Genomic DNA, 24,115 nt, shown 5'->3' on the forward strand with positions numbered 1-24,115 from the left:
CTATTATCGTTAGTTGTAATGAAAATTTTGATTTTCACTTGCTGATTCTCTATTATTTGACCTTTCGAGAAATTTGTTCGATGGTTTCAGCACCGATTTGAATTTGATAACGTATGTCTTTCAACCAATCAACTTGCCCTTCCACCTTTAAAAAAGGCGCATGTATGTTATGCGGTTTTGGCAGAAAATTAAGTTTTAAAGGTTGGTGCTTTGACAAATACTTAGAAGAAGGGATGGCGTAACAACCTTTAATACTAATGACGTCATACTTATCCAAACTAAGCCTATCATGATAAACAATAGCTCCAAACGAACTCGCGATACTTCTTCCATGCTCGGAGGCAATTGAATATACCGAGTGCCTAGGGACTCCACCATTGAAGGCTTCTTCGTTAGGATTATACTTAGCTAACTCCTCCAATATTTGGGGCATTAAATAATATTGCGATAAATCAGGAAGCGCATGAAAACCTTGCAGTTGAGACGGATCTAGCCAAGGAATATCCCCTCCTTTATCTATATACAAATCGATTTGACAATTTTTAAAACGAGCACAATTGGTTGGAGCACGACCTAAACCGCACATAAAGTATTCATCGCGTATTTTTCTATATGCAATGGCATTAACGCCAACTAAATCATTTGCAAGTGCGTTATTTGGCAAGTTGAATGTATTGGCAAATTGTTTGTTATAAACCCACGAATACTCAAACGCTGAATCATACCGACTGTCTGCCTCTTTTGGTTCAAATGTATTACTCAACGGGCTGTTGCTACTTAAAACATAATCCTGATAATTAAGCTTTATTAATTGCCTGTTATCTGCAGCGAACTCTTGATACTGCTTTTGAAAAACATCTTTTAAATTTTTAAATACTGATTCATCAATTATAATTTTGTGAGCACTTTCCTCTGTCGTTTCTGATCTAGGATCTGCCGAAAAAATATCCAGATTAACAGTACCACCTACATAATTTTCAAACGTGTCACAACCAACCAACTTAACCAAACTATAATTTTTTAATCTCTGTTTATCATATTTGGCAACCAAAGCTGGAACGACCTTAACCTTTTCTTTAGTTGAATCAATAGAAAACTGAACACTTAAAAAGTCGACTTTAAATGAACTTATTTGTCGATTAAATTGTGAGGTAATCGCACGAATCGAACTATCCCAATTTAACGGTGAAATACCTTGCATTTGTTCTTTTAACAGCCATGGCAAATTAATTGCCTTGTCAATATACAAGTCCATTTTACATTCAAACGCAGCTTTACATTCAACTTGTCCATCATCTTGCAGGCGACAGTGCTGTGAATTTTTATCTATAAAACTTATTGCTAGCGCATCTGCGCCAACGATACCTGTACTGATCCACTTAACTGGCATTCCATAATTTTCAGCAAACCTTTTGCTGTACCGCCACACATAAGGATCGTGTTGATAAGCTACTCTTTTATCCGGATTCCATTGCCATCTATCTTCATAGTTACTTGCTAATTCTCTTTCGTACCAAGTCATTTTTTGACTATGTAAATCAAAGTTAGTGATAGCCACCAACACACATAATATTTTTTTATACATTAAAAACGCTCTAATTATCAAAGATAACATTCCAAAATTAACCTGGAAGGTGAAGTTAGTTGTGACGACCCACGTTTTCAAACTAAAGGTTGATCAAGAGTTTTCCACTTGTAAAAATTGTGAAAGTGGCATTAATTCTTCTTGATAGTTTTTCCACTGCTCAAGTCCATCGCTATAAATAGGTTGTCTTACCTGCTCTGCACTGGGTGTTTTTACAGCTCTTTCTGTTTGATGAAAGTCCACACACGCTTGTTCAAAAGGCAATTCGCAATACTCAAGTAATTTAGTGATTTCCGCTTCCGGTGATTGAACTAAAGATTCATAAGACAGGTGATATATCTTGCCTGGTAATACTTCATCCCAATACCGCATTAAGTCCAAATATGCATTATAGAAATGAGCAAAATCTCCCAAGTTGTTGCTAAAACTTAAACCTTTGGGAAAATTTTGCCTAAATACACTTAGGCCGACTGACATAGGATTTCTGCGTACATCTATGATTTTCGCATTAGGCAGAATTTGATGAATCAAACTAAACTAACCGCTATATCAGCTAAAGCTAAACGGCTACCTGTTTTACCAAGAGCATCAGCACCCGCAACAAATGTTGCAAAATCATTAATAGTATTACCTAGCGATGTAACTGCCGAAATTGGATTCAAAAGAGAGTCAAGTGGTCTCTCAGGATCCTTTGTTGCATTTTCTACTGTTTTATACGCATCAAGCGGTGTTTTATTCCCAGTAACAATTCGATCTGCTATTTCCCAATAGAACTCTTGTGCAGTTTGTGTCATTTTTTAAAATCTCTATATAAAAATACAAAAAAAGCAACCAAAAAAATAAGTTGATTGCTGCAAGATAGATAGCCCTTGAGGTTATTCGAGAGCTCGTGTACCCCTCCTCCTTAGTTTTCTGCGACCATATGCAATCGCCTGTATCTTTGATACAAATGTTTAATAAATATGAGTAGGGAAACGCAGGTGCTGATATTGCACAAACATTTTTGCCTTTAGCTCGTATCGCCCAAGCATCAAGCTCGTCAAAACTGGCGCCCCGATTTCCAATATCAAAATATGTTTTTTTATCACCCTGAGTGACCTCCAAGCATATGTCTTTCTGGTACCTATCTCGACAAATTTTTAAATCACCTGACTCTCCGCAGTAATAGATCTTATTTTCTAGATCGCTCGCACTTCTGAGCAATACTCCAACACTAAAAATTGGCAGCACTATGCTTACTCAACTAATTTTAAAAAAGAATTGAGTCCAAATAGACGTTTGTTTGTATCGAGTATAAATTTTTGAGAAAGCACTTTTCATATGTGTAGTACGTAATTCGTTATGGTTGAAATGAGTCATCAAACTCAAGTGTACTCAAACGGCCAGTATTTAAGGAATGGCTTTGTTTAATAAGTTTCACGCGGAATTTTTTACCTGTGGGCAATTCATTAAAGTGTTTTTTATCCCATTGCCATTTGCTTAGCGCCGGTATGGCTAAATACATAATTACGAATGCCACCTAATACAGCAACAAATACAGCAATCGCTAAAAAGCCTATTGCTAGCACATCTAAAGTACTTAGACCTTTGTGGACAACAACTTTATCCATCACCACTTGAAAAAATAGTGGTGTAACCAAAGCAAAAATTTGCAAGAAACAAGATGCTAATAATACGTCATAGAATAGCTTTTTGTATTTTTTAAATGCTGGAACAAACCACTGGATATTAAACTCACCATAATTTGAAAGTTTGTTGAACAGTCCCTCTCTTTTAGAAAACAAAATCGCGCTTCCAGAGAGCAGACTAACTAATTCTGATTTCGATAAGTTTAATAATTTTTGTTCGCTTGGATTATGAATTAAATATCGAACCCCATAATTGGGATCAATAATTTCAGGCGGTTCTGTCATTTTTACAATGACAACAAATTTTCCATCATTAGTTTCAGCTACGAGGGGCAATATTTTTGTATTAAATTCCGTTTTTCCTTTAGAGAAAACATTAATTAATTTAGACTTAAAACCAACACTTCTTGCTGCTCTTAATAAATCATTTAATGTCGATAATTGGCCGTCCTTTATATAATTTTGTTTAATTTGTTCCGGTTCAACCGTGACTTGATTTAATTTTGCAACTACACAAAAACTCTCTATACCAGTATCCAATCAGTCTAATCCTTAAAATATCCTTTACATTAGACAAGATTGTTTTAAAAAACCGGAAATATTTTTTAAATTTTTTTATAGTATTTATTTAGGCGTAATGACCTTAAGTTTGATGGCCCGGTGTGGTGGTTTGAAGGTATTACTGCATATAAAGTTCTTAAGTGTGTATGCATCGGGGTTCTATTCTCGCTCAGCAAACAAAAAAGGCACCCTAAGGTGCCTTTTAAATCATCTTGGCCAAAAAGAACTTATTTGCGTATACGACGCAGATCTTCAATGACTTGAATCTGAGCGACCGCTTTGGCTAATTCCATTGCAGCTTCTGCATAATCTAAATCCGAGTTTGGATCTTTGATATGTGCTTCTGCTTGCTTTTTAGCTTCAATTGCAGCTTGTTCGTCCAGATCTTCAGCACGAACGGCTACGTCGGCCAGAACGATAACACCTGTTGGTTGTACTTCTAAAATACCACCAGACAAGTATACCAGCTCTTCTTCGCCAAATTGTTTGACCAGACGAACCATACCCGGCTTAATCGGAGTAATTAAAGGTGCGTGGCCAGGTTGAATACCTAGCTCACCTTCAAAACCCGTAATACGGATAGATTCTACCAGACCGGAGAAGATTTTATCTTCGGCGCTGACCACATCTAGCTGAGTTGTCATAGCTGCCATTCCTCACCTCCGCCTGAATTAGAGATCTTTAGCTTTTTCAACAGCTTCTTCGATGGCACCTACCATGTAGAAAGCCTGCTCTGGTAAGTGATCATATTCACCAGCCAGAATTGCTTTAAAGCCTGAAATTGTATCTTTAAGTGGTACGTAACGACCTGGAACGCTGTTAAATACTTCCGCTACGAAGAACGGTTGTGATAAGAAACGTTGGATCTTACGAGCACGAGCAACAACTAATTTATCTTCTTCAGATAATTCGTCCATACCTAAGATAGCAATGATGTCTTTCAGCTCTTTATAGCGCTGTAAAACAGTTTGCACGCCACGAGCAATTTCATAGTGCTCTTGGCCAACCACTAATGGATCTAACTGACGAGAAGTTGAATCCAATGGGTCAATCGCAGGGTAGATACCTAAAGCAGCGATGTTACGAGACAATACAACAGTTGCATCTAAGTGAGAGAACGTTGTCGCTGGCGATGGGTCAGTCAAGTCATCCGCTGGTACGTATACCGCTTGGATTGAAGTGATTGAACCTGTTTTAGTTGAAGTAATACGCTCTTGCAGTACACCCATTTCTTCAGCCAAGGTAGGCTGATAACCTACAGCTGATGGCATACGACCTAACAGAGCTGATACCTCAGTACCGGCCAATGTATAACGGTAGATGTTATCTACGAAGAATAATACATCACGACCTTCATCACGGAATTTTTCCGCAATAGTCAGACCTGTTAAAGCAACACGTAAACGGTTTCCCGGTGGCTCATTCATCTGACCGTATACCAGGGCAACTTTATCCAATACGTTTGAATCGTTCATCTCGTGATAGAAATCGTTACCTTCACGAGTACGCTCACCAACACCGGCGAATACAGAATAACCGCTGTGCTCGATTGCGATGTTACGGATAAGTTCCATCATGTTTACAGTTTTACCAACACCGGCACCACCGAACAGACCAACTTTACCACCTTTAGCAAACGGACATACTAAGTCGATAACTTTGATACCCGTTTCTAATAAGTCGTTTGATGCAGCTTGATCTTCATAGCTTGGTGCTTCACGGTGGATTGACCAACGCTCTTCTTCGCCAATTGGACCCGCTTCATCAATTGGGTTACCTAAAACGTCCATGATACGGCCTAAGGTGGCTGTACCTACTGGAACTTTAACGGCTTCCCCTGTATTTACTACTTTAAGGCCGCGACGTAAACCGTCAGACGAACCCATTGCGATACCGCGAACAACGCCACCGCCTAACTGCTGCTGAACTTCGATCGTCAGACCAGCAATATCACCTTCTTCAATTTTCAGCGCATCGTATACTTGAGGTACAGAACCTTGCGGAAACTCTACGTCAACAACCGCACCGATGACTTGAACGACTTGACCTGAACTCATAGTCTTTCCTCTAAATCGTTTCGTGCACTATTTACACCGCAGACGCACCGGCAACAATTTCACTCAACTCTTGAGTAATCGCTGCTTGACGCGCTTTGTTGTAAACCAATTGCAGTTCGTTAATCAGGTTACCTGCATTATCGGTTGCGGCTTTCATTGCAACCATACGCGCTGCCATTTCAGAGGCAACATTTTCTACTACAGCCTGATATACCTGAGATTCAACATAGCGAACCAATAATTGTTCCAAAATTTCTTTTGGATCTGGCTCGTAGATGTAATCCCACTTGTGTTTTAGTTCGGTTTCATCCTCTGCTTTAGGCAAAGGTAAAAGCTGATCGATCTTAGGCGTCTGTGTCATGGTATTTACAAATTTGTTGTAAACAACGAAGAGGCGGTCAATTTCGCCTGCATCGTATTTGTCTAACATGACTTTTACAGAGCCTACAATGTCAGTTACAGAAGGCTTGTCACCAAACCCTGACGTTTGCGAAACCACTCTACCACCAAAGCTATTAAAAAACGCAGTCGCTTTATTACCAATAATGGCATAGTCGATCTCAACGCCTTTTTTGCTCCAGCTGCTGCAGTCTTTAAGGACTTGTTTAAACATGTTCATGTTTAAACCACCACAAAGACCACGGTCAGTAGAAATCACAATGTAACCAACACGCTTGACATCACGCTCTTCCATATAAGGGTGCTTATATTCGAGGCTGCCAAGCGCAATATGACCGATCATCTTGCGCATATTAGTTGCGTATGGACGGGATTCAGCCATGCGTTCTTGCGCTTTGCGCATTTTGCTTGCTGCAACCAGTTCCATAGCGCTGGTAATCTTTTGGGTGTTTTTAACGCTCCCAATTTTACCTTTTATCTCTTTAGCGCCGGCCATGATTCTTCACTCCGATTTTAATTAATCGATTGACTCAGTCTGGCTTACCAGGTTTGAGTCGCTTTAAAATTGTCTACTGCCGCTTTTAAGGCTGCTTCAATCTCGTCGTCGTATTTACCAGACTCATTGATTTTAGCAATCAGATCAGCGTGCTCAGAACTCATATAAGAGTGAAGGGCTGCTTCAAAATCAAGGATTTTGTCCAGCTCAATGCCTTTTAAATAACCTTTGTCAGCTGCAAACAGAGAAACAGCCATCAGACCAACACTTAACGGGCTGAATTGTTTTTGCTTCATCAGTTCAGTTACAGCTTGACCGTGCTCTAATTGAGCTCGGGTTGCTTCATCCAAGTCAGATGCAAACTGAGCAAACGCTGCAAGTTCACGATACTGAGCTAACGCTAGACGAATACCACCACCTAGCTTTTTGATAATTTTAGTTTGTGCAGCACCACCAACACGAGATACCGAGATACCTGCGTTAATTGCAGGACGGATACCTGAGTTGAACAGACCTGTTTCTAAGAAGATCTGACCATCGGTAATCGAAATTACGTTAGTAGGTACGAATGCAGATACGTCACCGGCTTGAGTTTCGATAATAGGTAAGGCTGTTAATGAACCTGTTTTACCTTTAACTTCGCCTTTAGTGAAGTTTTCAACATAATCTTCGTTAACGCGAGCAGCACGCTCAAGCAAACGTGAGTGAAGATAGAAAACGTCACCTGGGTATGCTTCACGACCTGGTGGACGACGTAATAACAATGAAACCTGACGATAAGCAACAGCTTGCTTAGACAAGTCATCGTATACGATTAATGCGTCTTGACCACGGTCACGGAAAAATTCACCCATAGTACAACCAGCATAAGGCGCTAAGTACTGTAATGCGGCTGATTCAGAAGCGTTGGCAGCAACGATGATGGTGTGATCTAATGCACCGTGCTCTTCTAATTTACGAACTACGTTCGCTAGAGTAGAGGCTTTTTGACCAATCGCAACATAGATACATTTAACGCCTGTATCTTTTTGGTTGATGATCGCATCGATAGCAACGGCTGATTTACCAATCTGACGGTCACCAATGATAAGCTCACGCTGACCACGACCGATTGGAACCATAGAGTCAATCGCTTTATAACCTGTTTGCAATGGCTCATCTACCGATTTACGGTCGATAACACCTGGTGCAATTTTTTCTACAGGCTCAAAACCGGCTGCTTCAACTGGACCTTTACCATCAATTGGTTCACCCAGTGTATTTACAACACGACCTAACAAACCAGGACCTACCGGAACTTCTAAGATTCGGCCAGTACCTTTAACTTTGGTGCCTTCTTGCAAATCTGCATAAGGACCCATTACAACCGCACCAACAGAATCTCTTTCAAGGTTCAATGCGATTGCGTAACGACTACCTGGAAGCTCAATCATTTCACCTTGCATCACGTCAGCTAGACCGTGGATGCGAATGATACCGTCAGTAACAGATACAATTGTACCTTCGTTACGAGCTTCACTGACGATTTCGAACTTCTCAATACGTTTTTTGATCAGTTCTGCAATTTCAGTGGAATTCAGTTGCATGCTCTTATTCCCCTACGACTGTAGCACTGTGGCCAGTCGATCCAATTTTCCGCGAACCGTGCTATCGATCACCATGTCACCAGCTTGAATTAATAAGCCACCAACAATGCTCTCATCTACACGACAATTCAGCTTAACTTTTTTTGCCAGACGCTCTTCTAAAGACTTGGCTAAACTTTCTTTTTGTTTAGCATCAAGCTCTACTGCTGAAGTAACAGAAACGTCTATTTGTTTGTCGTACTCTGCTTTAAATTCAGCAAACAAGCGGGCTACTTCTGGTAAAGCGCTCAATCGTTTGTTGTCAGCCATTACCTTAATTAGGTTCTGGCCATGATCATCTAACTGCTCATCACAAACTTTGATAAAGATTTCCGACAGCTGGTCTGCTGAGGCTGTGCCGTGTAATAAATCTTGGACAGATTCATTGTTGGCGACTTCACCCGCAAACGTCAGCATGTTCAGCCATGCTTCAACTTTGTTGTTTTCAACAGCGTAATCAAAAGCTGCTTTAGCATATGGTCGGGCAACGGTTGTCAATTCAGACATAAAAATTACCCCTTATAGTTCCTCAACCAATTTGTCGAGTATATCTGCATGTGCTTTAGCATCAATTGAGCGAGCCAAGATTTTTTCAGCACCAGAAACCGCTAGTATAGACACTTGCTTACGCAGGTCTTCACGAGCACGGTTAATTTCAGCTTCTAAATCGGCTTTACCTTGAGCCAGAATTTTGTCGCTTTCAGCACGCGCTTTGTCAGCGGCTTCGTCAACAATCTGAGCTTCGCGTTTTTTAGCTTGTTCAATGATGGCTGCAGCCTGAGATTTAGCTTCTTTTAACTTGTCTGCGGCTTCTTTACGTGCCAGCTCTAAGTCTTTTTCAGCTTTCTCTGAGGCTTCCAGACCATCTGCAATTTTTTTCTGACGAGCTTCAATCGCACCGTTTAGCTGTGGCCAAACGAACTTCATTGTAAAAACAACAAAGACAAAAAATGCAATAGATTCGCCAATCAGAGTTGCGTTGAGATTCACAACGGCCCCCTTAAGTTACTAATGTTCGCAATAAATAATTGTTTAAAGATGGCTTAAAATTAAGCGCCAACCGCGAACAACAAGTAAAGAGCGATACCAACACCGATCATAGCGATCGCATCGATAAGACCCGCAACAACGAACATTTTAACTTGTAGTTGAGGTGCAAGCTCAGGTTGACGAGCTGCTGATTCTAGGAATTTACCACCTAACAGACCGAAGCCAATAGCAGTACCCAGAGCGCCTAAACCGATTAACAAAGCAACAGCGATGTATAACATTGTGTTTTCTCCAAATGATTAAAAGTAAAGTTAAAGTTAAAAAATAAAACGCTTAAAAATTAATGATCTTCATGAGCCATGCTTAGATAAACAATCGTCAGCATCATGAAAATAAAGGCCTGAAGCGGTATAACCAGTAAGTGGAACGCAGCCCAAACAAAGTGGATAGGCAGCTGCCACACACCAATCATAGCGATCAGAATAAATATCAATTCACCCGCGTACAAGTTACCAAACAGTCGCAACGCTAATGAAACAGGTTTAGCGACTAAAGCAATGGTTTCTAAGATGATGTTGAACCAATACAACCAAGGTGTATTAAACGGGTGTGCGTATAGCTCTTTTAAAAATCCGCCCAGACCTTTGATTTTAATCGAATAATACAGCATCAATGCAAACACGCCTAGCGACAGACCAAAAGTCATATTAAGGTCGGTAGTTGGCACTGATTTAATATAAACGTGAGAGTTACCAGAAGCGATAGTATCCCATGATTCGCCGGCTATTAAAGACGCAGCAGTCGGGATCCAGTCAACTGGTACCCAGTCCATTGCGTTCATTAATAAAACCCAAACAAAAATGGTTAAAGCAAGAGGGGCAATAACCGGGTTGCGGCCGTGAAAGGTGTCTTTAACACTATTGCCCACGAATTCGATTATCATTTCAATTAAACATTGAAATTTTCCCGGTACACCGACAGTTGCTTTTTTAGCGGCACTGCGGAAAACCATGATAAAGACCAGCCCAAGAAAAATAGACCAGCCGAGTGTATCTATATGCCAGGTCCAAAAGCCTTCGCCGATAGAGGCGTTGGTCAAGTGGTGCTGGATATAGCCCTGAGAAGTCAGAGTATCACCATTTGCTGCCATTGTTGTTTCCCAAATTTTAAAGTTAATGAAAAGAATTCGGTGCTAATACGTGGGCAATCAATGCTATTAAAAAACCGCTGAAGACAAATGCGGGTAAAAACATTTGCGATTTTAAAATAATAGCCAAAATGACACTGGTTAAAACCAGCTTAACAGTTGCACCACGGTAAAATCTGTTCATTGTTGTTTTTAACTGGGTTGCACCGGCTGACGAAAACAAAAAGCAAGCCAATATAAAATTGGGTAAGATTGCACACCCAGAACCAACTAACAATGACACAGCGACTTGTTTATTCCAGACAAGTCCGCAAATTATTACAAACAACAAACTTAACAGAGCCTGAAAACTTATTATTTTTATTGCTGTTGAAAAACCTTTTAACGCCAGTTTGTTCAATGAAACGACTCTGTTAATTAAATATTCATGCGCAAATTTGTCACATTAAGCACAAATCTGATGCAAATTTTTGCGCAGAGTATACAGATTTATATCGGGTTTTCAATATATCTCTACGCTTGTAGCCCTGATATTCAGCCTAATTGAGCAAAATTTTTTCGTACATTTGATTTTTTTTCTTCTAATAATCACGCTGAAGTTTTAACTGCTCAATAATTCCTTCTAACGCGTCTAAATTAGCAAAGTTAATCACCATTTTTCCTTTGCCAGCCCGATTATGGCTAATAGACACTTGTGAACCTATTTTTTCGCTCAACTCAGTTTGCAATTTTTCGATATCTGGGTCTACTTTTTGTTCATTTTTGCTTTTTGGACCCTGTAATATTTTGTTTACTAACTTTTCAGTATCGCGAACACTTAACCCTTTGGCTGCAACTAAACGTGCAGTTTCAATTTGCTGCTCGCCCTCTAGCGCTAACAAACAGCGAGCATGCCCCATTTCAATGTCACCGTGCTCAAGTAAGGTTTTTACATCTGCTTGAAGGCTGTTTAGGCGCAGCAGATTAGAAATAGCTGTACGTGATTTACCGACCGCATCTGCTACTTGTTGGTGGGTGAGTGAAAATTCATTCATCAAACGATTCAGTGCGACAGCTTCTTCCATTGCGTTTAGATCTTCGCGTTGAATATTTTCGATCAATGCAATTGCAACGGCGGCTTCGTCTGGAATATCTTTTACTAAACAGGGAATTAGTTCTAGTTGAGCTAACTGTGCAGCCCGCCAGCGTCGTTCACCGGCTATGATTTCATAACTGTCTGATGCAATCTCGCGTACCACTATCGGCTGTATAATGCCCTGCGCTTTGATTGAGCTAGCGAGTTCGTCAAGCGCTTCTGGAGACATGTCTTTGCGTGGTTGATATTTACCTGGTTGTAAACATTCGACTGGAATTTTTCGTAATTCGCCTTTTACCGCCATATTAGGCTCAACATCTACCTCACCCGGGGCTTGTGCTGTTTGTTGTTTTGGGCTGGCGCTATTGTTGGCCAACAGCGCGTCTAATCCTCGTCCTAAACCACGTTTTTTTACCGACATTCAAAATACCTGATTGTTAAGCTACTTGTTTCGATTTTTCTTTTTCTGCTCGACGTATCATTTCGCCCGCTAATGCCAAATAGGCGCGCGCACCAGCAGATGATTTATCATAATACATAACTGGCGTGCCAAAACTCGGGGCTTCGGCTAGCCTGACGTTACGAGGGATCACAGTGCGATAAACTTTTTCGCCGAAGTGATTTTTTAACTGCTCCGACACATCGTTTGCTAACCGATTACGAGGATCGAACATGGTTCTTAAAATGCCTTCGATGGCTAAATCTGGGTTGACGACTTCGGCTAGTTTGCTAATGGTATCCATTAACGCAGTTAACCCTTCTAATGCGTAATATTCGCATTGCATTGGCACCAACACTGAATCTGCTGCCGACATGGCATTTACCGTTAACATGTTTAACGAAGGCGGACAGTCAATAATAATAAAATCGTAATCAGATTTAAACGGAGCTAGCGCATTTTTGAGTTTAACTTCGCGGGCAAAACACTCCATTAACTTTATTTCAGCCGCGGTTACGTCTGAATTGGCAGCCACTAAATCAAAATTACCGCTGGTATCTTTTTGTACCACTTGATCGAGCGGAGTGCCGTCGATTAATAGTTCGTAGGCACTGGCATTCACTTCGTATTTGTCAATGCCGCTGCCCATAGTCGCGTTGCCTTGCGGATCTAAATCAATCAAAAGCACTTTGCGTTTTGTTGCCGCCATAGATGCCGCTAAATTGACCGCCGTTGTCGTTTTACCAACGCCACCTTTTTGATTGGCAATAGCAATAGTTTTACCCATGACCGCCTCGCTTAATTAGTTACTTTTGTAATATCGATTAAATGTCTTTCTTCGCTTAATCCCGGCACTGCTAATTTAATTGACCGCTCAAGCTTAAATTCAGCGCCCAGTTTATCAATTTCTGCGTCAGGATAAACGCCTTTCATCGCAAAAAAATGACCCGTTTGCTTTTTTGGTAAATGATGACACCAGCTCAGCATGTCGTCCAATGAAGCAAAAGCACGGCTTAACACACCATCAAAACCCTCTCCAGCAGGATACTCTTCAACTCGAGATTGCACTGCTTTTACGTTATTTAAACCAAGTTTAAATTGAGTTTGCTGAATGAAACGTATGCGTTTACCCAAGCTGTCTAACAATACAAATTGACTCTCTGGTAGCATTATCGCTAACGGTAAGCCGGGTAAACCTGGGCCTGTGCCTACATCAATAAAACTTTGATGGCCTGCTAAATGTTTTACCAAAGATAATGAGTCAGCAATGTGCCGGATCATCATCTCGGACGGATCACGCACAGACGTTAAGTTATACGCTTTATTCCATTTGTGTAATTGCTCAACTAACTCAACCAATTGAGTTTTTTGTTGTTCTGTCGCGTCTAACTCTAATTCGTTGAGTATCTTTTGCAGTTGATGGTGCAAATTTCCCATTAAGCGGATTTCCTTAACAAACCTTGTTTTTTCAAGCTAACCAGTAACAAAGACACAGCTGCTGGGGTGATGCCAGAGATACGTGAAGCTTGACCAATGGTTTCTGGCTTAAACTCTTTTAATTTGGCAATCACTTCATTCGACAGACCAGATACCTGACTGTAATCAAATTCAGCGGGTAGCTTGGTATTTTCATGTCTTAGTGTTCGTTCAATTTCATCTTTTTGCCGTTCAATGTAACCGGCGTACTTAACTTGAATTTCAACTTGCTCTCCAGCCGCTTGATCCGTTAACCCTGGGCCTAACGATTCGATTTTCATCAAACTTTGATAGGTGATTTCTGGTCTGCGCAATAATTCTTCTAAGCTGTGCTCGCGTTGTAACGGGCTTTTTGTCAACTGGTTTACTGCCTCTAAACCAGCATGCGTTTTATGAACCCAAGTGGACTTAAGACGTTGTTTTTCCTGTTCAATGCTTTCTAATTTTTGATTATACGCCGCCCATTGATCAGATTTGATCAAACCAATTTGGTGGCCAAGTTCTGTCAATCTTAAATCCGCATTATCTTCCCGTAACAGGAGTCTATATTCAGCACGGCTGGTAAACATGCGATAGGGTTCTTTGGTCCCTAAGGTTGTTAAGTCGTCTATCAGCACGCCAAGATACGCTTGATCGCGACGAATGACAAATGCTTCTTGATCTTTTGCATAACGTGAAGCATTAGCACCCGCCAATAAGCCTTGTGCTGCGGCTTCTTCGTACCCTGTGGTACCGTTAATTTGGCCTGCAAAAAATAAACCATTAATAAATTTGGTTTCTAATGATTGTTTTAGATCACGGGGATCAAAAAAGTCATACTCGATCGCATAACCAGGACGCGTAATATGCGCATTTTCCATGCCTTTAATTGATCGAACAAGATTTATTTGAACATCAAATGGCAAGCTGGTCGAGATACCATTTGGATATAATTCATGGGTAGTTAAACCTTCCGGCTCGATAAAAATTTGGTGTGAATTTTTATCAGCAAAACGCATGATCTTATCTTCGATAGATGGGCAATATCTTGGACCTATGCCTTCTATCACACCTGAATACATGGGTGAGCGATCTAAACCACCACGGATAACTTCATGGGTTTTTTCGTTAGTATGAGTGATATAACAAGGGATCTGAGTTGGATGATCACTTTGTTTTCCCATAAACGAAAAAACGGGCGCTGGGTTATCACCTGGTTGCTCTTGCATTTGTGCAAAATCAACTGAGCGTGCATCTATGCGTGGTGGAGTACCAGTTTTTAATCGGCCAACACGGAAAGGTAATTCACGCAATCGATCAGCCAATGCTATTGATGGGGGATCGCCAGCTCGGCCGCCAGAATAATTTTGTAAACCAATGTGAATTTGACCACCTAAAAAGGTTCCAGTTGTTAAAACAACTGCAGGTGCATAAAATTTTAATCCCATTTGAGTGATCACACCGATCACTTGATCATTTTCAACGATCAGATCATCGCACGCTTGCTGAAATATTTTTAAGTTTGGCTGGTTTTCTAAAGCTGACCGAACAGCGGCTTTGTAAAGTTGACGGTCGGCTTGAGCGCGGGTTGCGCGTACCGCTGGACCTTTGCTGGAATTTAGTGTTCTAAACTGAATACCGCCTTTATCGGTCGCGCGAGCCATTAAACCACCTAAAGCATCAACTTCTTTCACCAGATGACCTTTACCTATACCACCAATAGCCGGATTACACGACATTTGTCCTAAGGTTTCGATATTGTGGGTTAATAATAACGTACTTGATCCCATTCTGGCTGCTGCCATAGCGGCTTCTGTGCCTGCATGTCCTCCACCGACAACGATCACATCAAATTTTTCTTGGTAAGTATGCATATACACCTGCCTGAATTTTTCATCTGGTAAAAAGGGCGGCCATTTTATAGCTTCGCTCCGATTTTGGAAATTGATTTAATAAAAATATATATATTTATATATAGATCTTATTGTTATTACTATTAATGATCACTTTTTCTGTGAGTAAGCATAAAAAATCGTTAATGATCATGTTTTTATGCGAAGAACAATAAGTGATCATGATTTGATCAAGGTTTGATCAATCTGAGCATAAATGCTCGCTTTATCCACAGCCCAAAAAGTCACTCGATCTTATCCCTGAATTAATCATAAGTTAACAGCATAATATACAGTAATTATCCACAAAGGAAATCTTATTCCTATGTTAATGTGGATAGTTTGTGATCAAGCTTTGATCAAGCACTGATCAATCTTTGATCAACTAGTGATCAGCCTTGATTTTATTGACTTTGTTGATCGTGTATGTTTTTTGAGCATTTGCCTATTGTATAGCAATACTGACTGATTTTTAACCAGTGTGTTTTTTTTATTTTTTGATCTTTTTATAGATGATTTTTCTATATACCAGATTATTTTGTTCACAACAGATATAATTTGGTGTTCATCTTGCTGCCGGAGATTTATATGTATAAAAATAACCAAAACTTTAGCCACCAAAGCACAGCTAAAATGGGGGTACTACTTATCAATTTGGGGACACCTGATGCACCCGATAAGGCATCGTTGCGACGTTATTTAAAAGAGTTTTTGGCTGATCCTAGAGTTGTTGAAGTACCCAGAGCTGTTTGGTGGTTTATTTTAAACGGTGTGATTTTAAACATTCGTCCGGGTCGCAGTGCTAAAGCGTATCAAACGGTTTGGACTGAGCAAGGTTCGCCTCTGCTAATACATACTCAGGCTCAAGCTGATAAATTATTATGTAGACTTAAAAAAGACCACGGGGGCGATATCATTGTTGATTTTGCTATGCGTTACGGCAATCCTTCGATTTCAAAAAAACTTGATGATATGATGGCAAAAGGGGTCCGAAAATTATTGGTATTGCCTATGTATCCCCAATATAGTGGTGCAACAACAGCCTCTACTTTTGATGCGATCGCGAAAGACTTTGTTCAGCGTCGGTGGTTGCCAGATTTTAGATTTGTTTCGCATTATCACGATTATCCAGCCTATATTAAAGCGTTAGCAAATAAAATTGAATCGTTTTGGTCGCAACATGGGAGAGCTGAAAAATTGATGTTTTCTTATCATGGTGTACCGAAAAAGTACTTATTAAAAGGCGATCCCTATTTTTGTGAATGCCATAAAACGAGTCGTTTGGTGGCAGAACAATTGCAATTATCTGAGAACGAGTATATTACCTGTTTTCAAAGTCGTTTTGGCCGTGAAGAATGGCTGCAGCCTTATGCTGATAAAACACTCGAAGCATTACCTAACCAAGGTATAAAATCAGTTCAAGTTGTATGCCCTGGTTTTTCTGCTGATTGTTTAGAAACGATTGAAGAAATGGGTATCGAAAATAAAGACGTTTTTTTAAACGCTGGCGGGGAATCTTATCAGTATATAGATGCCCTTAATAGTGATGATGAGCATATTGAGGCGCTTGCTAGTTTGGTAAAAGATAACCTTAGTGGCTGGACCTTAAATTTATATAATAGTGAAAAAAGTGAGCAATTGGCTACCGCTTTAATTAAGAGCGAATCAATGGCGGATAAAAATTAGTTCAATTTTTTTCACAAAACCGTCAGCGCAGCTTAAGCCTGCTGCTGGATTATATCGTAAAGATATATATCAATAAGATATTATTTTAGCCGTTGAAAAACATATACTTACCCATATATATAAGACTAATTTTTATGATCTTAGCCGGCAAGAGGCATATTCCTAATACAGTATTAAGGGCACGGAATGATTGAATTAACCAATATTTTAATTTTAATAGCGGCTGTGTTGCTTATTTTATGCATCTTTGCCAGCATTTTGTCGCATAAATTTGGTGCTCCTTTATTATTGGCTTTTTTAGTTTTAGGTATGTTAGCGGGCGAGGATGGGCCTGGCGGGATTGCTTTTAATAGTTTTGATTTAGCATTTTTATTTGGCAATTTAGCATTGGCTGTGATTATTTTTGATGGCGGTTTAGGTACAGACAAAAAGAGCTTTAGGGTGAGTTTAGGACCTGCTTTATCACTCTCGACATTGGGTGTATTTGTGACCTCAGCGGTGACAGGTTTAGCAGCGTTTTATGTATTTGAATTGTCTATTACTGAATCATTTTTAATTGGTGCTATTGTTGGTTCTACAGACGCAGCAGCTGTATTCGGTTTATTAAAAACCGCAAAATTAAGGCTGAAAGAGCGTACCAGTAGCACGTTAGAGATGGAATCCGGTACCAATGACCCAATGGCGATATTTTTAACCATAGCGTTAGTTGAAATTATGTCTGCAGCTGACGACTCTGCCGGTCTTGCGTTTATTTTTAAATTTATTCAGCAAATGGGGTTAGGTTTAGTTATCGGATTTGCAGGGGGATATTTATTAAAAACTACATCAACCAAAATGGTGGTCCCTTCGTCTTTATACCCATTATTTGCACTTGCGGGGGCGCTTGGCATATTCGGCCTAACAAACATTTGGGGTGGGAGTGGGTTTTTAGCTATCTATATTGCTGGTGCCATTTTGGGTAATTCTAAGGTGCCTTATATTGACGATATTCAAAAGTTTCATGATGGCATTGCTTGGTTGAGTCAAATTGGCATGTTTGTCATGTTGGGTTTGCTTGTTACCCCGTCAAGTTTGTTAGATATTGCTGTGCCTGCGCTTATTCTATCGGCTGTGCTGATTTTTATTGCCAGACCGCTTGCTGTTTTACTGTCGCTTGCTCCATTTCATTTTCCTTGGCGAGAAAAAGTGTTTATAAGTTGGTGTGGTTTGCGCGGGGCTGTGCCTATTATCTTGGCATTATTTCCGCTGCTGGCAGGGCTTGAGCATTCAATCATGTATTTTGAGGTGGCATTTTTTGTTGTTTTTATGTCTTTGTTGGTACAAGGTTGGACGATAGCACCGCTGGCGCGCTGGTTAAATATTGAAATACCACCTAGCTATGACCCTAAGCACGTTGAAATGCAGTTGCCAGGAATAGAGCGTACTTTATATATATATCAAGCAATGGGAGATTGCTTAGCCGTGGGGCGTATAGTGCCGTTATTAAACGAACAGTGCCAGAGTCAAGCCGTTGGTTTAATCCGTGATAATAAATTGCTGACAGACCTGTTAGATGAACGAGTGCAAGAAAATGATCAGCTTTTATTTGTTGCAGGTGAGGGCAATGTTGTGCAAATGAATAAGCTATTTTCTGGCCATAAAGATGAGTCATTAAAAATAGAATCTTTATTTTATGGTATTTTCGAAATATCACCTGAATCTCTGATGCAAGATTTGCAAAGTGTTTATGGTATTGAATTAAACGAAGGGGAACTTGAATTAACAGTGGCTGGATTTTTACGCAAAAAGTTTCATAATAAGCCGGTTGTTGGTGATATGTTCCGCTTTGATACTATTACTGTGATAGTAAAAACGATGCAAGATGGTGAGATCACAGGCGTTGGTGTAAAAATTAACGAAGGTTAAGCAAAATGAATTTAGCTTTGCTTAGCGTTTTTATATCTACTTTCTTTTTTGTTTCGCTAACACCAGGTATGTGTATGACCTTAGCCATGAGCTTAGGAATGAGTGTTGGCTATCGACGAGCATTGTGGATGATGCTCGGAGAGCTTGCAGGTGTCGCTTTGGTGGCGATATCAGCTGTGTTGGGCATAGCCTCCATTATGCTGAATTATCCGTGGCTATTTGTATTGTTAAAGTGTGTCGGTGGTGGTTACTTAATTTATTTAGGTATTTGTTTATGGCAATCAAAAAGTAAGTTAGCGATCAAACTTGACGCCCAAGCGACAGTGCCTACACAAAGTCGATCGGCATTAATAGGACAGGGATTTGTTACCGCTGTTGCTAATCCTAAAGGCTGGGCATTTATGGTAGCTTTACTGCCACCTTTTATTAACGGTGAGCAAGCCATAGCACCTCAATTGCTGATATTAGTCGGTACCATATTAGTATTGGAGTTTATTTGTATGAGCCTATACGCAAGCGGCGGCAAAGGACTTAAACATATGCTTGGTAATGCAAATAAGTTACGCTGGGTAAACCGAATATCCGGTGCACTTATGTTAGCCGTCGGTAGTTGGTTATTTATCAGCTAATGTGTTTGTTTTACTTAGCAGTTAAAAAAAACGCCAGGATCGTCTAAATCAAGATTATCTGATATCTCAATTTGTTGTAAAAGCCGTTGCCATTGCTGTTCAGAAATACCTGTTAACAATGCAAATTGCACACTGACTTTAGCAATGATTTCCTCTGCACTATCACTATTAAAGGCACATTCATCTGCAATAAAAGTAAAAACGTGTGCCGAATACTCGTTTGTATACGCACGCTGTTGGCGTAAAAAGTTAACAGAGGTCTGGCCGATTTGTTCTGGGTTTATCAACATATCTATTTAAATTAGCAGGTAAAAGTTAATATACAGTTGTACTGTACTCTTGATAATTAAGATCACCAAGAGCACTTATTGACTTGCTTCGCAAATATGATTAAAAAATAAGACATTTTAACCTATTTGCCAATACAAAAGCTGCTAAATATTCGGCCAAGTAGATCGTCACTGGTAAATTCACCGGTGATTTCATTTAAATGCTGTTGTGCTAGTCTGAGCTCTTCTGCCAGTAATTCACCAGCCTGCATAACTTGTAGCTGGTATTTTCCATTTTCTAGCTGTTCAAGCGCTCTATTGAGTGAGTCTATGTGCCTGCGACGTGCTAAAAATTGTCCTTCGGTAGAGGCTTGATAGCCCATAATGGTTTTTAAATGATCTGTTAGATGATGAACACCTTGGCCAGTTTTTGCTGATAAACGGATCACAGGGTAGGGGCTAGCATCTTCAAAACCAATAGCTTCACCACTTTGATCCGCTTTGTTACGGATCACAGTGACTCCAACTGAGTTATCACCTAAGCGCTGAAAAAACTCAGGCCAATCTTGCTCAACCGCATGATTGTTTTCTGTGCTATCTACCATTAATAAAATACGATCGGCTTTTTCTATTTCTTGCCAGGCACGCTCAATCCCAATTTGCTCAACTTCATCTGGGCTATCACGTAAGCCTGCGGTATCTATAATATGTAATGGCATACCATCAAGATGGATATGCTCACGCAGAACATCTCGAGTGGTGCCGGCAATATTGGTTACAATCGCGGTTTCACGTCCGGCAAGTGCGTTTAATAAACTGGATTTGCCGGCATTAGGTTTACCGGCTATCACCACACTCATACCGTCTTTTAATAACGCACCTTGCTGAGCTTTTTGTAACACCTGCTCTGTGTTATCTAGAATAGCCAAAAGATCTTTTTCTATTTTTCCGTCAGAGAGGAAGTCCACTTCTTCTTCTGGAAAGTCGATCGCCGCCTCAACATAAATACGTAAGTGTATAATGGCTTCAGTAAGCTGGTGAACCTGTTTAGAAAACTCACCTTGTAAGGTTTGCAGGGCGCAGCGAGCTGCTTGTTCGCTGGATGATTCAATTAAATCGGCAATGGCTTCAGCTTGTGCCAAGTCCAGTTTATCGTTGAGATAAGCTCGTTCAGAAAACTCACCGGGTCGCGCAAGACGCACATCAGGGATAGAGGCAATTTGCTGTAATAAAAGGTCTAATATAACAGGCCCACCATGGCCTTGAAATTCTATGATATCTTCACCGGTAAAGGAGTTTGGCCCCTTAAAATAAATGGCAATGCCTTGATCAATAACAGCGCCATCTAAATCATAAAATTTTAAATATTCAGCTTTTCGTGGGGGTAAGCTTTTATGCAATATGGTCTCAGCAATTTGTTGTGCTTTTTGGCCTGAGACACGAACTATACCTACACCGCCACGACCTGGTGCGGTAGCAATCGCTGCGATAGTTTCTTGATTTAACATTTTTTACCCCCTAACTAAAAAAGCGGGCCTGAGACCCGCTTATTGTGATTGAGATGTGTCGGTTAAGTTATTTTAAACCTGACTTTTCAATCGATTTATTGATCATCAGCATTTGAACGATAGAAATAATATTACTGACCAACCAGTATAAAACTAAACCTGATGGGAACCATAAGAAGAAAAAGGTAAACATCACCGGCATATACTGGAAGATTTTTTGCTGAACAGGATCTTGCATCGGCGTTGGCTGCAGTTTTTGCATAATAAACATGCTAGCACCCATTAAGATTGGTAAAACATAATATGGGTCCTGTTGAGATAAGTCATGGATCCATAAAATAAATTCAGCATGGCGCAGCTCGACACTTTCAACAAATACCCAATACAAAGCTAAAAAGATAGGCATTTGCAGTAATATTGGTAAACAGCCACCCATTGGGTTGACCTTTTCTTTACGGTACAGCTCCATCATAGCTTGTGAAAACTTTTGTCTATCTTCGCCGTAACGAGCTTTGAGATCATTTAACTTTGGCTGTAACTTACGCAACTTGGCCATTGAGGTGTATTGCTTTTTGGTTAAGCCATACATCAAACCTTTTACGATGATGGTAATTAAAATGATGGCCACACCCCAGTTACCCACTAAGCTGTGCAAAAATTTAAGTAAGTGGAATAACGGTTGCGAGATAAACCACAAAATACCATAGTCTACTGTTAGCTCGAGGTTTTTAGCCAGCTCAGCGAGCTTATCTTGGTCTTTAGGGCCTGAATATAAGGTGGTTGATAATTCAGTTTGTGAACCTGGTGCAATTTTAACTAACTCGCCTTTGTAGCGAACAAGCGCAGTACCGCCAGATAAGGCTTTGGTTGAAATATCAATTTGAGCATCCGGAGAGGGAATAAAAGCAGTTACAAAATAATGCTCAATCATGGCAACCCAGCCACCTGTGCTACTTTTGTTTAATGACTTTTCACTAATGTCATCAAAGCTAACTTTTTCGTAAGATTCATCTTGGGTTGAGTAGGCCGCACCATGATAGGTTGGCATCATCATTGAACTTTGTGCTTGTCCCATGTGCTGTTTTAATTGAGCAAATAGTTGCACGTATTTAACGGTTGGTGCATTGTTTTGCACATTAAAGTTGATATCAACTGTGTGTTCACCCCGTTTGAAGATAAAAGTTTTAGTTACAACTAAACCTTCTTTATTGGCGTATTTAACCGGTACTTCTAAAATATCCCCAGTCATCACATATTCGGTTTTTTCACTTTGGTAAACCGGACGCCCTTCGCTGCTGGCATCTGGGCCATCAACACCTGTTAAGCCACTCTGAGCATGAAATAAGTGACCACCAGCAGGAACCAATAACTCATAAGGTTCATTGCTGTCTTTTTCTTTGGCGTAATTTAACAGGTCTAGCTGAATGATATCACCGCCGACCAAATCAATAACTGCTTTAACCGTGTCTGTAGTAATTTCAATTGTACTCGCACTTGATTGAGTCGCTTGAAAATCTGAGCTTGAACCTGTAGGTACGTCACCTTGTCCAGCAGTTGAATTGGTGTTTGATTGGCTTTGAGTGGCGACTGTTGTTTGTTGCGGCTGTGGCGCGTTATCTAGCTGCCATTGTTGCCACAGCAAAAAAGTAACCAGGGCTAAACCGATTAGTAATAAACTTCTTTGCGATTCCATAGAATGTTAGTTCTCTTTATTGGTAGATTTAGGCACGGGGTCGTAACCACCGGACGAAAATGGATGACATTTTATAACGCGTTTGGCCGTTAACCAACAGGCAAAGCCAAATCTATGGCATTTAATTGCTTCTAAAGCGTAATTTGAACAACTTGGATAAAATCGGCAGCGCTGGCCGAGTAGGGGGCTTAACAATGTTTGATAGATTTTTATTAAACCTATTAACAAAGCCGCCATTAACTTTTCATGTGGCGCTTTATTTTTTTCCATGTGTATTCCAGTTCATGCCGCAATGTTTCATTGCTTGCTAATGCAATCCCCTGTTTAGCAATAAATACCATATCAACATTAGGTAGTTCATGCTGCTGCAAACGAAATGAATCGCGTGCGACTCTTTTAATTTTGTTTCGTTGAACCGCAAAACGGGCTTTCTTTTTAGATATGGTAAAACCTAAACGAGGTTTATCAAAGTTAGATTTTGCAGCGAGGATTGTATAATAGCGGCAGGAGAACTTTTTAGGACGGGCATCAAATACCGATTGAAAATCGGCGGGAGTTAGTAAGCGTAACTCCCGCTTATAAGCGTAAGTCTTCACAGGAGACAATTAGGCACTTAAAACCTTGCGTCCTTTAGCACGACGACGAGCTAAAATTTGACGACCGCTTTTAGTAGCCATACGCGCACGGAAACCGTGGTTGCGTTTACGCTTGATGTTGCTTGGTTGAAATGTACGTTTCATTGCAATAATTCCGGTTAATCGTTGTGTGCTTATCAGCACGGGACCTTTAAAGGGGCGCGAATAATATCAAATAGTTGAGTAAAAAACAACACCGTCAAATGCTTATGTATAAGTATTCTAAATATAGAGTTTTATCCACATATTTAGTTCTTAAACAAATGGCTTCTAAGCTCATATCGAACCAGATTTGTGTGATTTTAATAAATATTAAAAGCAATAAAATCAACACTTTACATTTATTTTTTAAGCGAATTCTAAATAACTGATTTGTCAATATTGAACTTGTGGATAATTTCTGGTGAAATCACTGTCTTTTTAGTATTTGGAGATCGAGTA

The 24,115-nt window shown here is 40.2% G+C and carries 26 protein-coding genes; 3 read left to right on the forward strand and 23 right to left on the reverse strand.

Going from position 1 to position 24,115, the window contains the following annotated elements:
• Nucleotides 1-52 precede the first annotated feature (52 nt).
• The 17 genes from C727_RS0102605 to mnmG all read right to left on the reverse strand — a co-directional run bounded on the left by C727_RS0102605 (nucleotide 53) and on the right by mnmG (nucleotide 15,331).
• A complete protein-coding gene (locus C727_RS0102605) occupies nucleotides 53-1,585 on the reverse strand; it encodes a hypothetical protein (RefSeq protein ID WP_155949151.1) in 1,533 nt (510 codons plus the stop codon).
• 93 nt (nucleotides 1,586-1,678) lie between these two features.
• Nucleotides 1,679-2,116, reverse strand: coding sequence for a sulfotransferase family protein (locus C727_RS0102610; RefSeq protein WP_081579164.1), 438 nt, complete (start codon nucleotides 2,114-2,116; stop codon nucleotides 1,679-1,681).
• Nucleotides 2,113-2,379, reverse strand: a complete 267-nt coding sequence (locus tag C727_RS0102615; RefSeq protein ID WP_017444072.1) for a hypothetical protein — start codon at nucleotides 2,377-2,379, stop codon at nucleotides 2,113-2,115. The genes C727_RS0102610 and C727_RS0102615 overlap by 4 nt, the downstream gene beginning before the upstream one ends.
• Nucleotides 2,380-3,045: 666 nt before the next feature.
• Nucleotides 3,046-3,753, reverse strand: coding sequence for an ABC transporter transmembrane domain-containing protein (locus tag C727_RS19735; protein ID WP_017444073.1), 708 nt, complete (start codon nucleotides 3,751-3,753; stop codon nucleotides 3,046-3,048).
• A gap of 248 nt (nucleotides 3,754-4,001) precedes the next feature.
• Nucleotides 4,002-4,427, reverse strand: a complete 426-nt coding sequence (locus C727_RS0102625) for a F0F1 ATP synthase subunit epsilon (protein ID WP_017444074.1) — start codon at nucleotides 4,425-4,427, stop codon at nucleotides 4,002-4,004.
• 18 nt (nucleotides 4,428-4,445) lie between these two features.
• Complete coding sequence (gene atpD / locus C727_RS0102630) at nucleotides 4,446-5,831, reverse strand: F0F1 ATP synthase subunit beta (RefSeq protein ID WP_017444075.1); 1,386 nt, start codon at nucleotides 5,829-5,831, stop codon at nucleotides 4,446-4,448.
• A gap of 31 nt (nucleotides 5,832-5,862) precedes the next feature.
• Nucleotides 5,863-6,726: a F0F1 ATP synthase subunit gamma gene (atpG, locus tag C727_RS0102635; RefSeq protein WP_017444076.1), complete on the reverse strand. Its 864-nt coding sequence runs from the start codon at nucleotides 6,724-6,726 to the stop codon at nucleotides 5,863-5,865.
• Nucleotides 6,727-6,770: 44 nt separating this feature from the next.
• On the reverse strand, nucleotides 6,771-8,312 hold the full coding sequence (gene atpA, locus C727_RS0102640) for a F0F1 ATP synthase subunit alpha (protein WP_017444077.1): 1,542 nt from the start codon (nucleotides 8,310-8,312) through the stop codon (nucleotides 6,771-6,773).
• 12 nt (nucleotides 8,313-8,324) lie between these two features.
• A complete protein-coding gene (gene atpH / locus C727_RS0102645; protein ID WP_017444078.1) occupies nucleotides 8,325-8,858 on the reverse strand; it encodes a F0F1 ATP synthase subunit delta in 534 nt (177 codons plus the stop codon).
• Nucleotides 8,859-8,870: 12 nt separating this feature from the next.
• Nucleotides 8,871-9,341: a F0F1 ATP synthase subunit B gene (gene atpF / locus C727_RS0102650; RefSeq protein WP_017444079.1), complete on the reverse strand. Its 471-nt coding sequence runs from the start codon at nucleotides 9,339-9,341 to the stop codon at nucleotides 8,871-8,873.
• A gap of 59 nt (nucleotides 9,342-9,400) precedes the next feature.
• On the reverse strand, nucleotides 9,401-9,622 hold the full coding sequence (gene atpE / locus C727_RS0102655; RefSeq protein WP_017444080.1) for a F0F1 ATP synthase subunit C: 222 nt from the start codon (nucleotides 9,620-9,622) through the stop codon (nucleotides 9,401-9,403).
• Between the two features lie 59 nt (nucleotides 9,623-9,681).
• Nucleotides 9,682-10,491: a F0F1 ATP synthase subunit A gene (gene atpB, locus C727_RS0102660; protein ID WP_017444081.1), complete on the reverse strand. Its 810-nt coding sequence runs from the start codon at nucleotides 10,489-10,491 to the stop codon at nucleotides 9,682-9,684.
• Nucleotides 10,492-10,513: 22 nt separating this feature from the next.
• Nucleotides 10,514-10,888 carry an ATP synthase subunit I gene (locus C727_RS0102665; RefSeq protein WP_017444082.1) on the reverse strand — a complete coding sequence of 125 codons (375 nt, stop codon included), beginning with the start codon at nucleotides 10,886-10,888 and terminating at the stop codon, nucleotides 10,514-10,516.
• Nucleotides 10,889-11,069: 181 nt separating this feature from the next.
• Nucleotides 11,070-11,984, reverse strand: coding sequence for a ParB/RepB/Spo0J family partition protein (locus tag C727_RS0102670; protein ID WP_017444083.1), 915 nt, complete (start codon nucleotides 11,982-11,984; stop codon nucleotides 11,070-11,072).
• Between the two features lie 16 nt (nucleotides 11,985-12,000).
• Nucleotides 12,001-12,789: a ParA family protein gene (locus tag C727_RS0102675; protein WP_017444084.1), complete on the reverse strand. Its 789-nt coding sequence runs from the start codon at nucleotides 12,787-12,789 to the stop codon at nucleotides 12,001-12,003.
• 11 nt (nucleotides 12,790-12,800) lie between these two features.
• Nucleotides 12,801-13,439, reverse strand: a complete 639-nt coding sequence (rsmG, locus tag C727_RS0102680; protein ID WP_017444085.1) for a 16S rRNA (guanine(527)-N(7))-methyltransferase RsmG — start codon at nucleotides 13,437-13,439, stop codon at nucleotides 12,801-12,803.
• Complete coding sequence (gene mnmG / locus C727_RS0102685) at nucleotides 13,439-15,331, reverse strand: tRNA uridine-5-carboxymethylaminomethyl(34) synthesis enzyme MnmG (protein ID WP_017444086.1); 1,893 nt, start codon at nucleotides 15,329-15,331, stop codon at nucleotides 13,439-13,441. Before mnmG ends, rsmG begins: the two co-directional genes overlap by 1 nt.
• Nucleotides 15,332-15,937: 606 nt before the next feature.
• Here mnmG and hemH point away from each other — a divergent pair.
• The 3 genes from hemH (at nucleotide 15,938) to C727_RS0102700 (ending at nucleotide 19,569) form a co-directional block, all read left to right on the forward strand.
• A complete protein-coding gene (hemH, locus tag C727_RS0102690) occupies nucleotides 15,938-17,035 on the forward strand; it encodes a ferrochelatase (RefSeq protein WP_017444087.1) in 1,098 nt (365 codons plus the stop codon).
• 186 nt (nucleotides 17,036-17,221) lie between these two features.
• Entirely contained in the window at nucleotides 17,222-18,940 is a 1,719-nt protein-coding gene (locus tag C727_RS0102695) for a potassium/proton antiporter (RefSeq protein ID WP_017444088.1), read from the forward strand.
• A gap of 5 nt (nucleotides 18,941-18,945) precedes the next feature.
• A complete protein-coding gene (locus C727_RS0102700) occupies nucleotides 18,946-19,569 on the forward strand; it encodes a LysE family translocator (RefSeq protein WP_017444089.1) in 624 nt (207 codons plus the stop codon).
• A gap of 14 nt (nucleotides 19,570-19,583) precedes the next feature.
• On the opposite strand, the gene C727_RS0102705 is transcribed toward C727_RS0102700, so the two are convergent.
• The 6 genes from C727_RS0102705 to rpmH form a co-directional block, all read right to left on the reverse strand.
• Nucleotides 19,584-19,859 (reverse strand): hypothetical protein, encoded by a 276-nt coding sequence (locus C727_RS0102705; protein WP_017444090.1) that lies wholly within the window; start codon nucleotides 19,857-19,859, stop codon nucleotides 19,584-19,586.
• A 122-nt stretch (nucleotides 19,860-19,981) separates the two neighbouring features.
• A complete protein-coding gene (mnmE, locus tag C727_RS0102710; RefSeq protein WP_017444091.1) occupies nucleotides 19,982-21,346 on the reverse strand; it encodes a tRNA uridine-5-carboxymethylaminomethyl(34) synthesis GTPase MnmE in 1,365 nt (454 codons plus the stop codon).
• A gap of 67 nt (nucleotides 21,347-21,413) precedes the next feature.
• Nucleotides 21,414-23,039 (reverse strand): membrane protein insertase YidC, encoded by a 1,626-nt coding sequence (yidC, locus tag C727_RS0102715; protein ID WP_017444092.1) that lies wholly within the window; start codon nucleotides 23,037-23,039, stop codon nucleotides 21,414-21,416.
• Nucleotides 23,040-23,045: 6 nt separating this feature from the next.
• Nucleotides 23,046-23,309: a membrane protein insertion efficiency factor YidD gene (yidD, locus tag C727_RS0102720; RefSeq protein WP_017444093.1), complete on the reverse strand. Its 264-nt coding sequence runs from the start codon at nucleotides 23,307-23,309 to the stop codon at nucleotides 23,046-23,048.
• The gene (rnpA, locus tag C727_RS0102725) at nucleotides 23,276-23,635 is read right to left on the reverse strand and encodes a ribonuclease P protein component (RefSeq protein WP_040459114.1); all 360 of its coding nucleotides are present in this window, start codon (nucleotides 23,633-23,635) and stop codon (nucleotides 23,276-23,278) included. Before rnpA ends, yidD begins: the two co-directional genes overlap by 34 nt.
• A 9-nt stretch (nucleotides 23,636-23,644) precedes the next feature.
• Complete coding sequence (rpmH, locus tag C727_RS0102730) at nucleotides 23,645-23,779, reverse strand: 50S ribosomal protein L34 (RefSeq protein WP_017444095.1); 135 nt, start codon at nucleotides 23,777-23,779, stop codon at nucleotides 23,645-23,647.
• Nucleotides 23,780-24,115: the final 336 nt, after the last annotated feature.

The sequence above is a fragment of the Gayadomonas joobiniege G7 genome (assembly GCF_000300815.1).
Taxonomy (GTDB): Bacteria; Pseudomonadota; Gammaproteobacteria; order Enterobacterales; family Alteromonadaceae; genus Catenovulum; species Catenovulum joobiniege.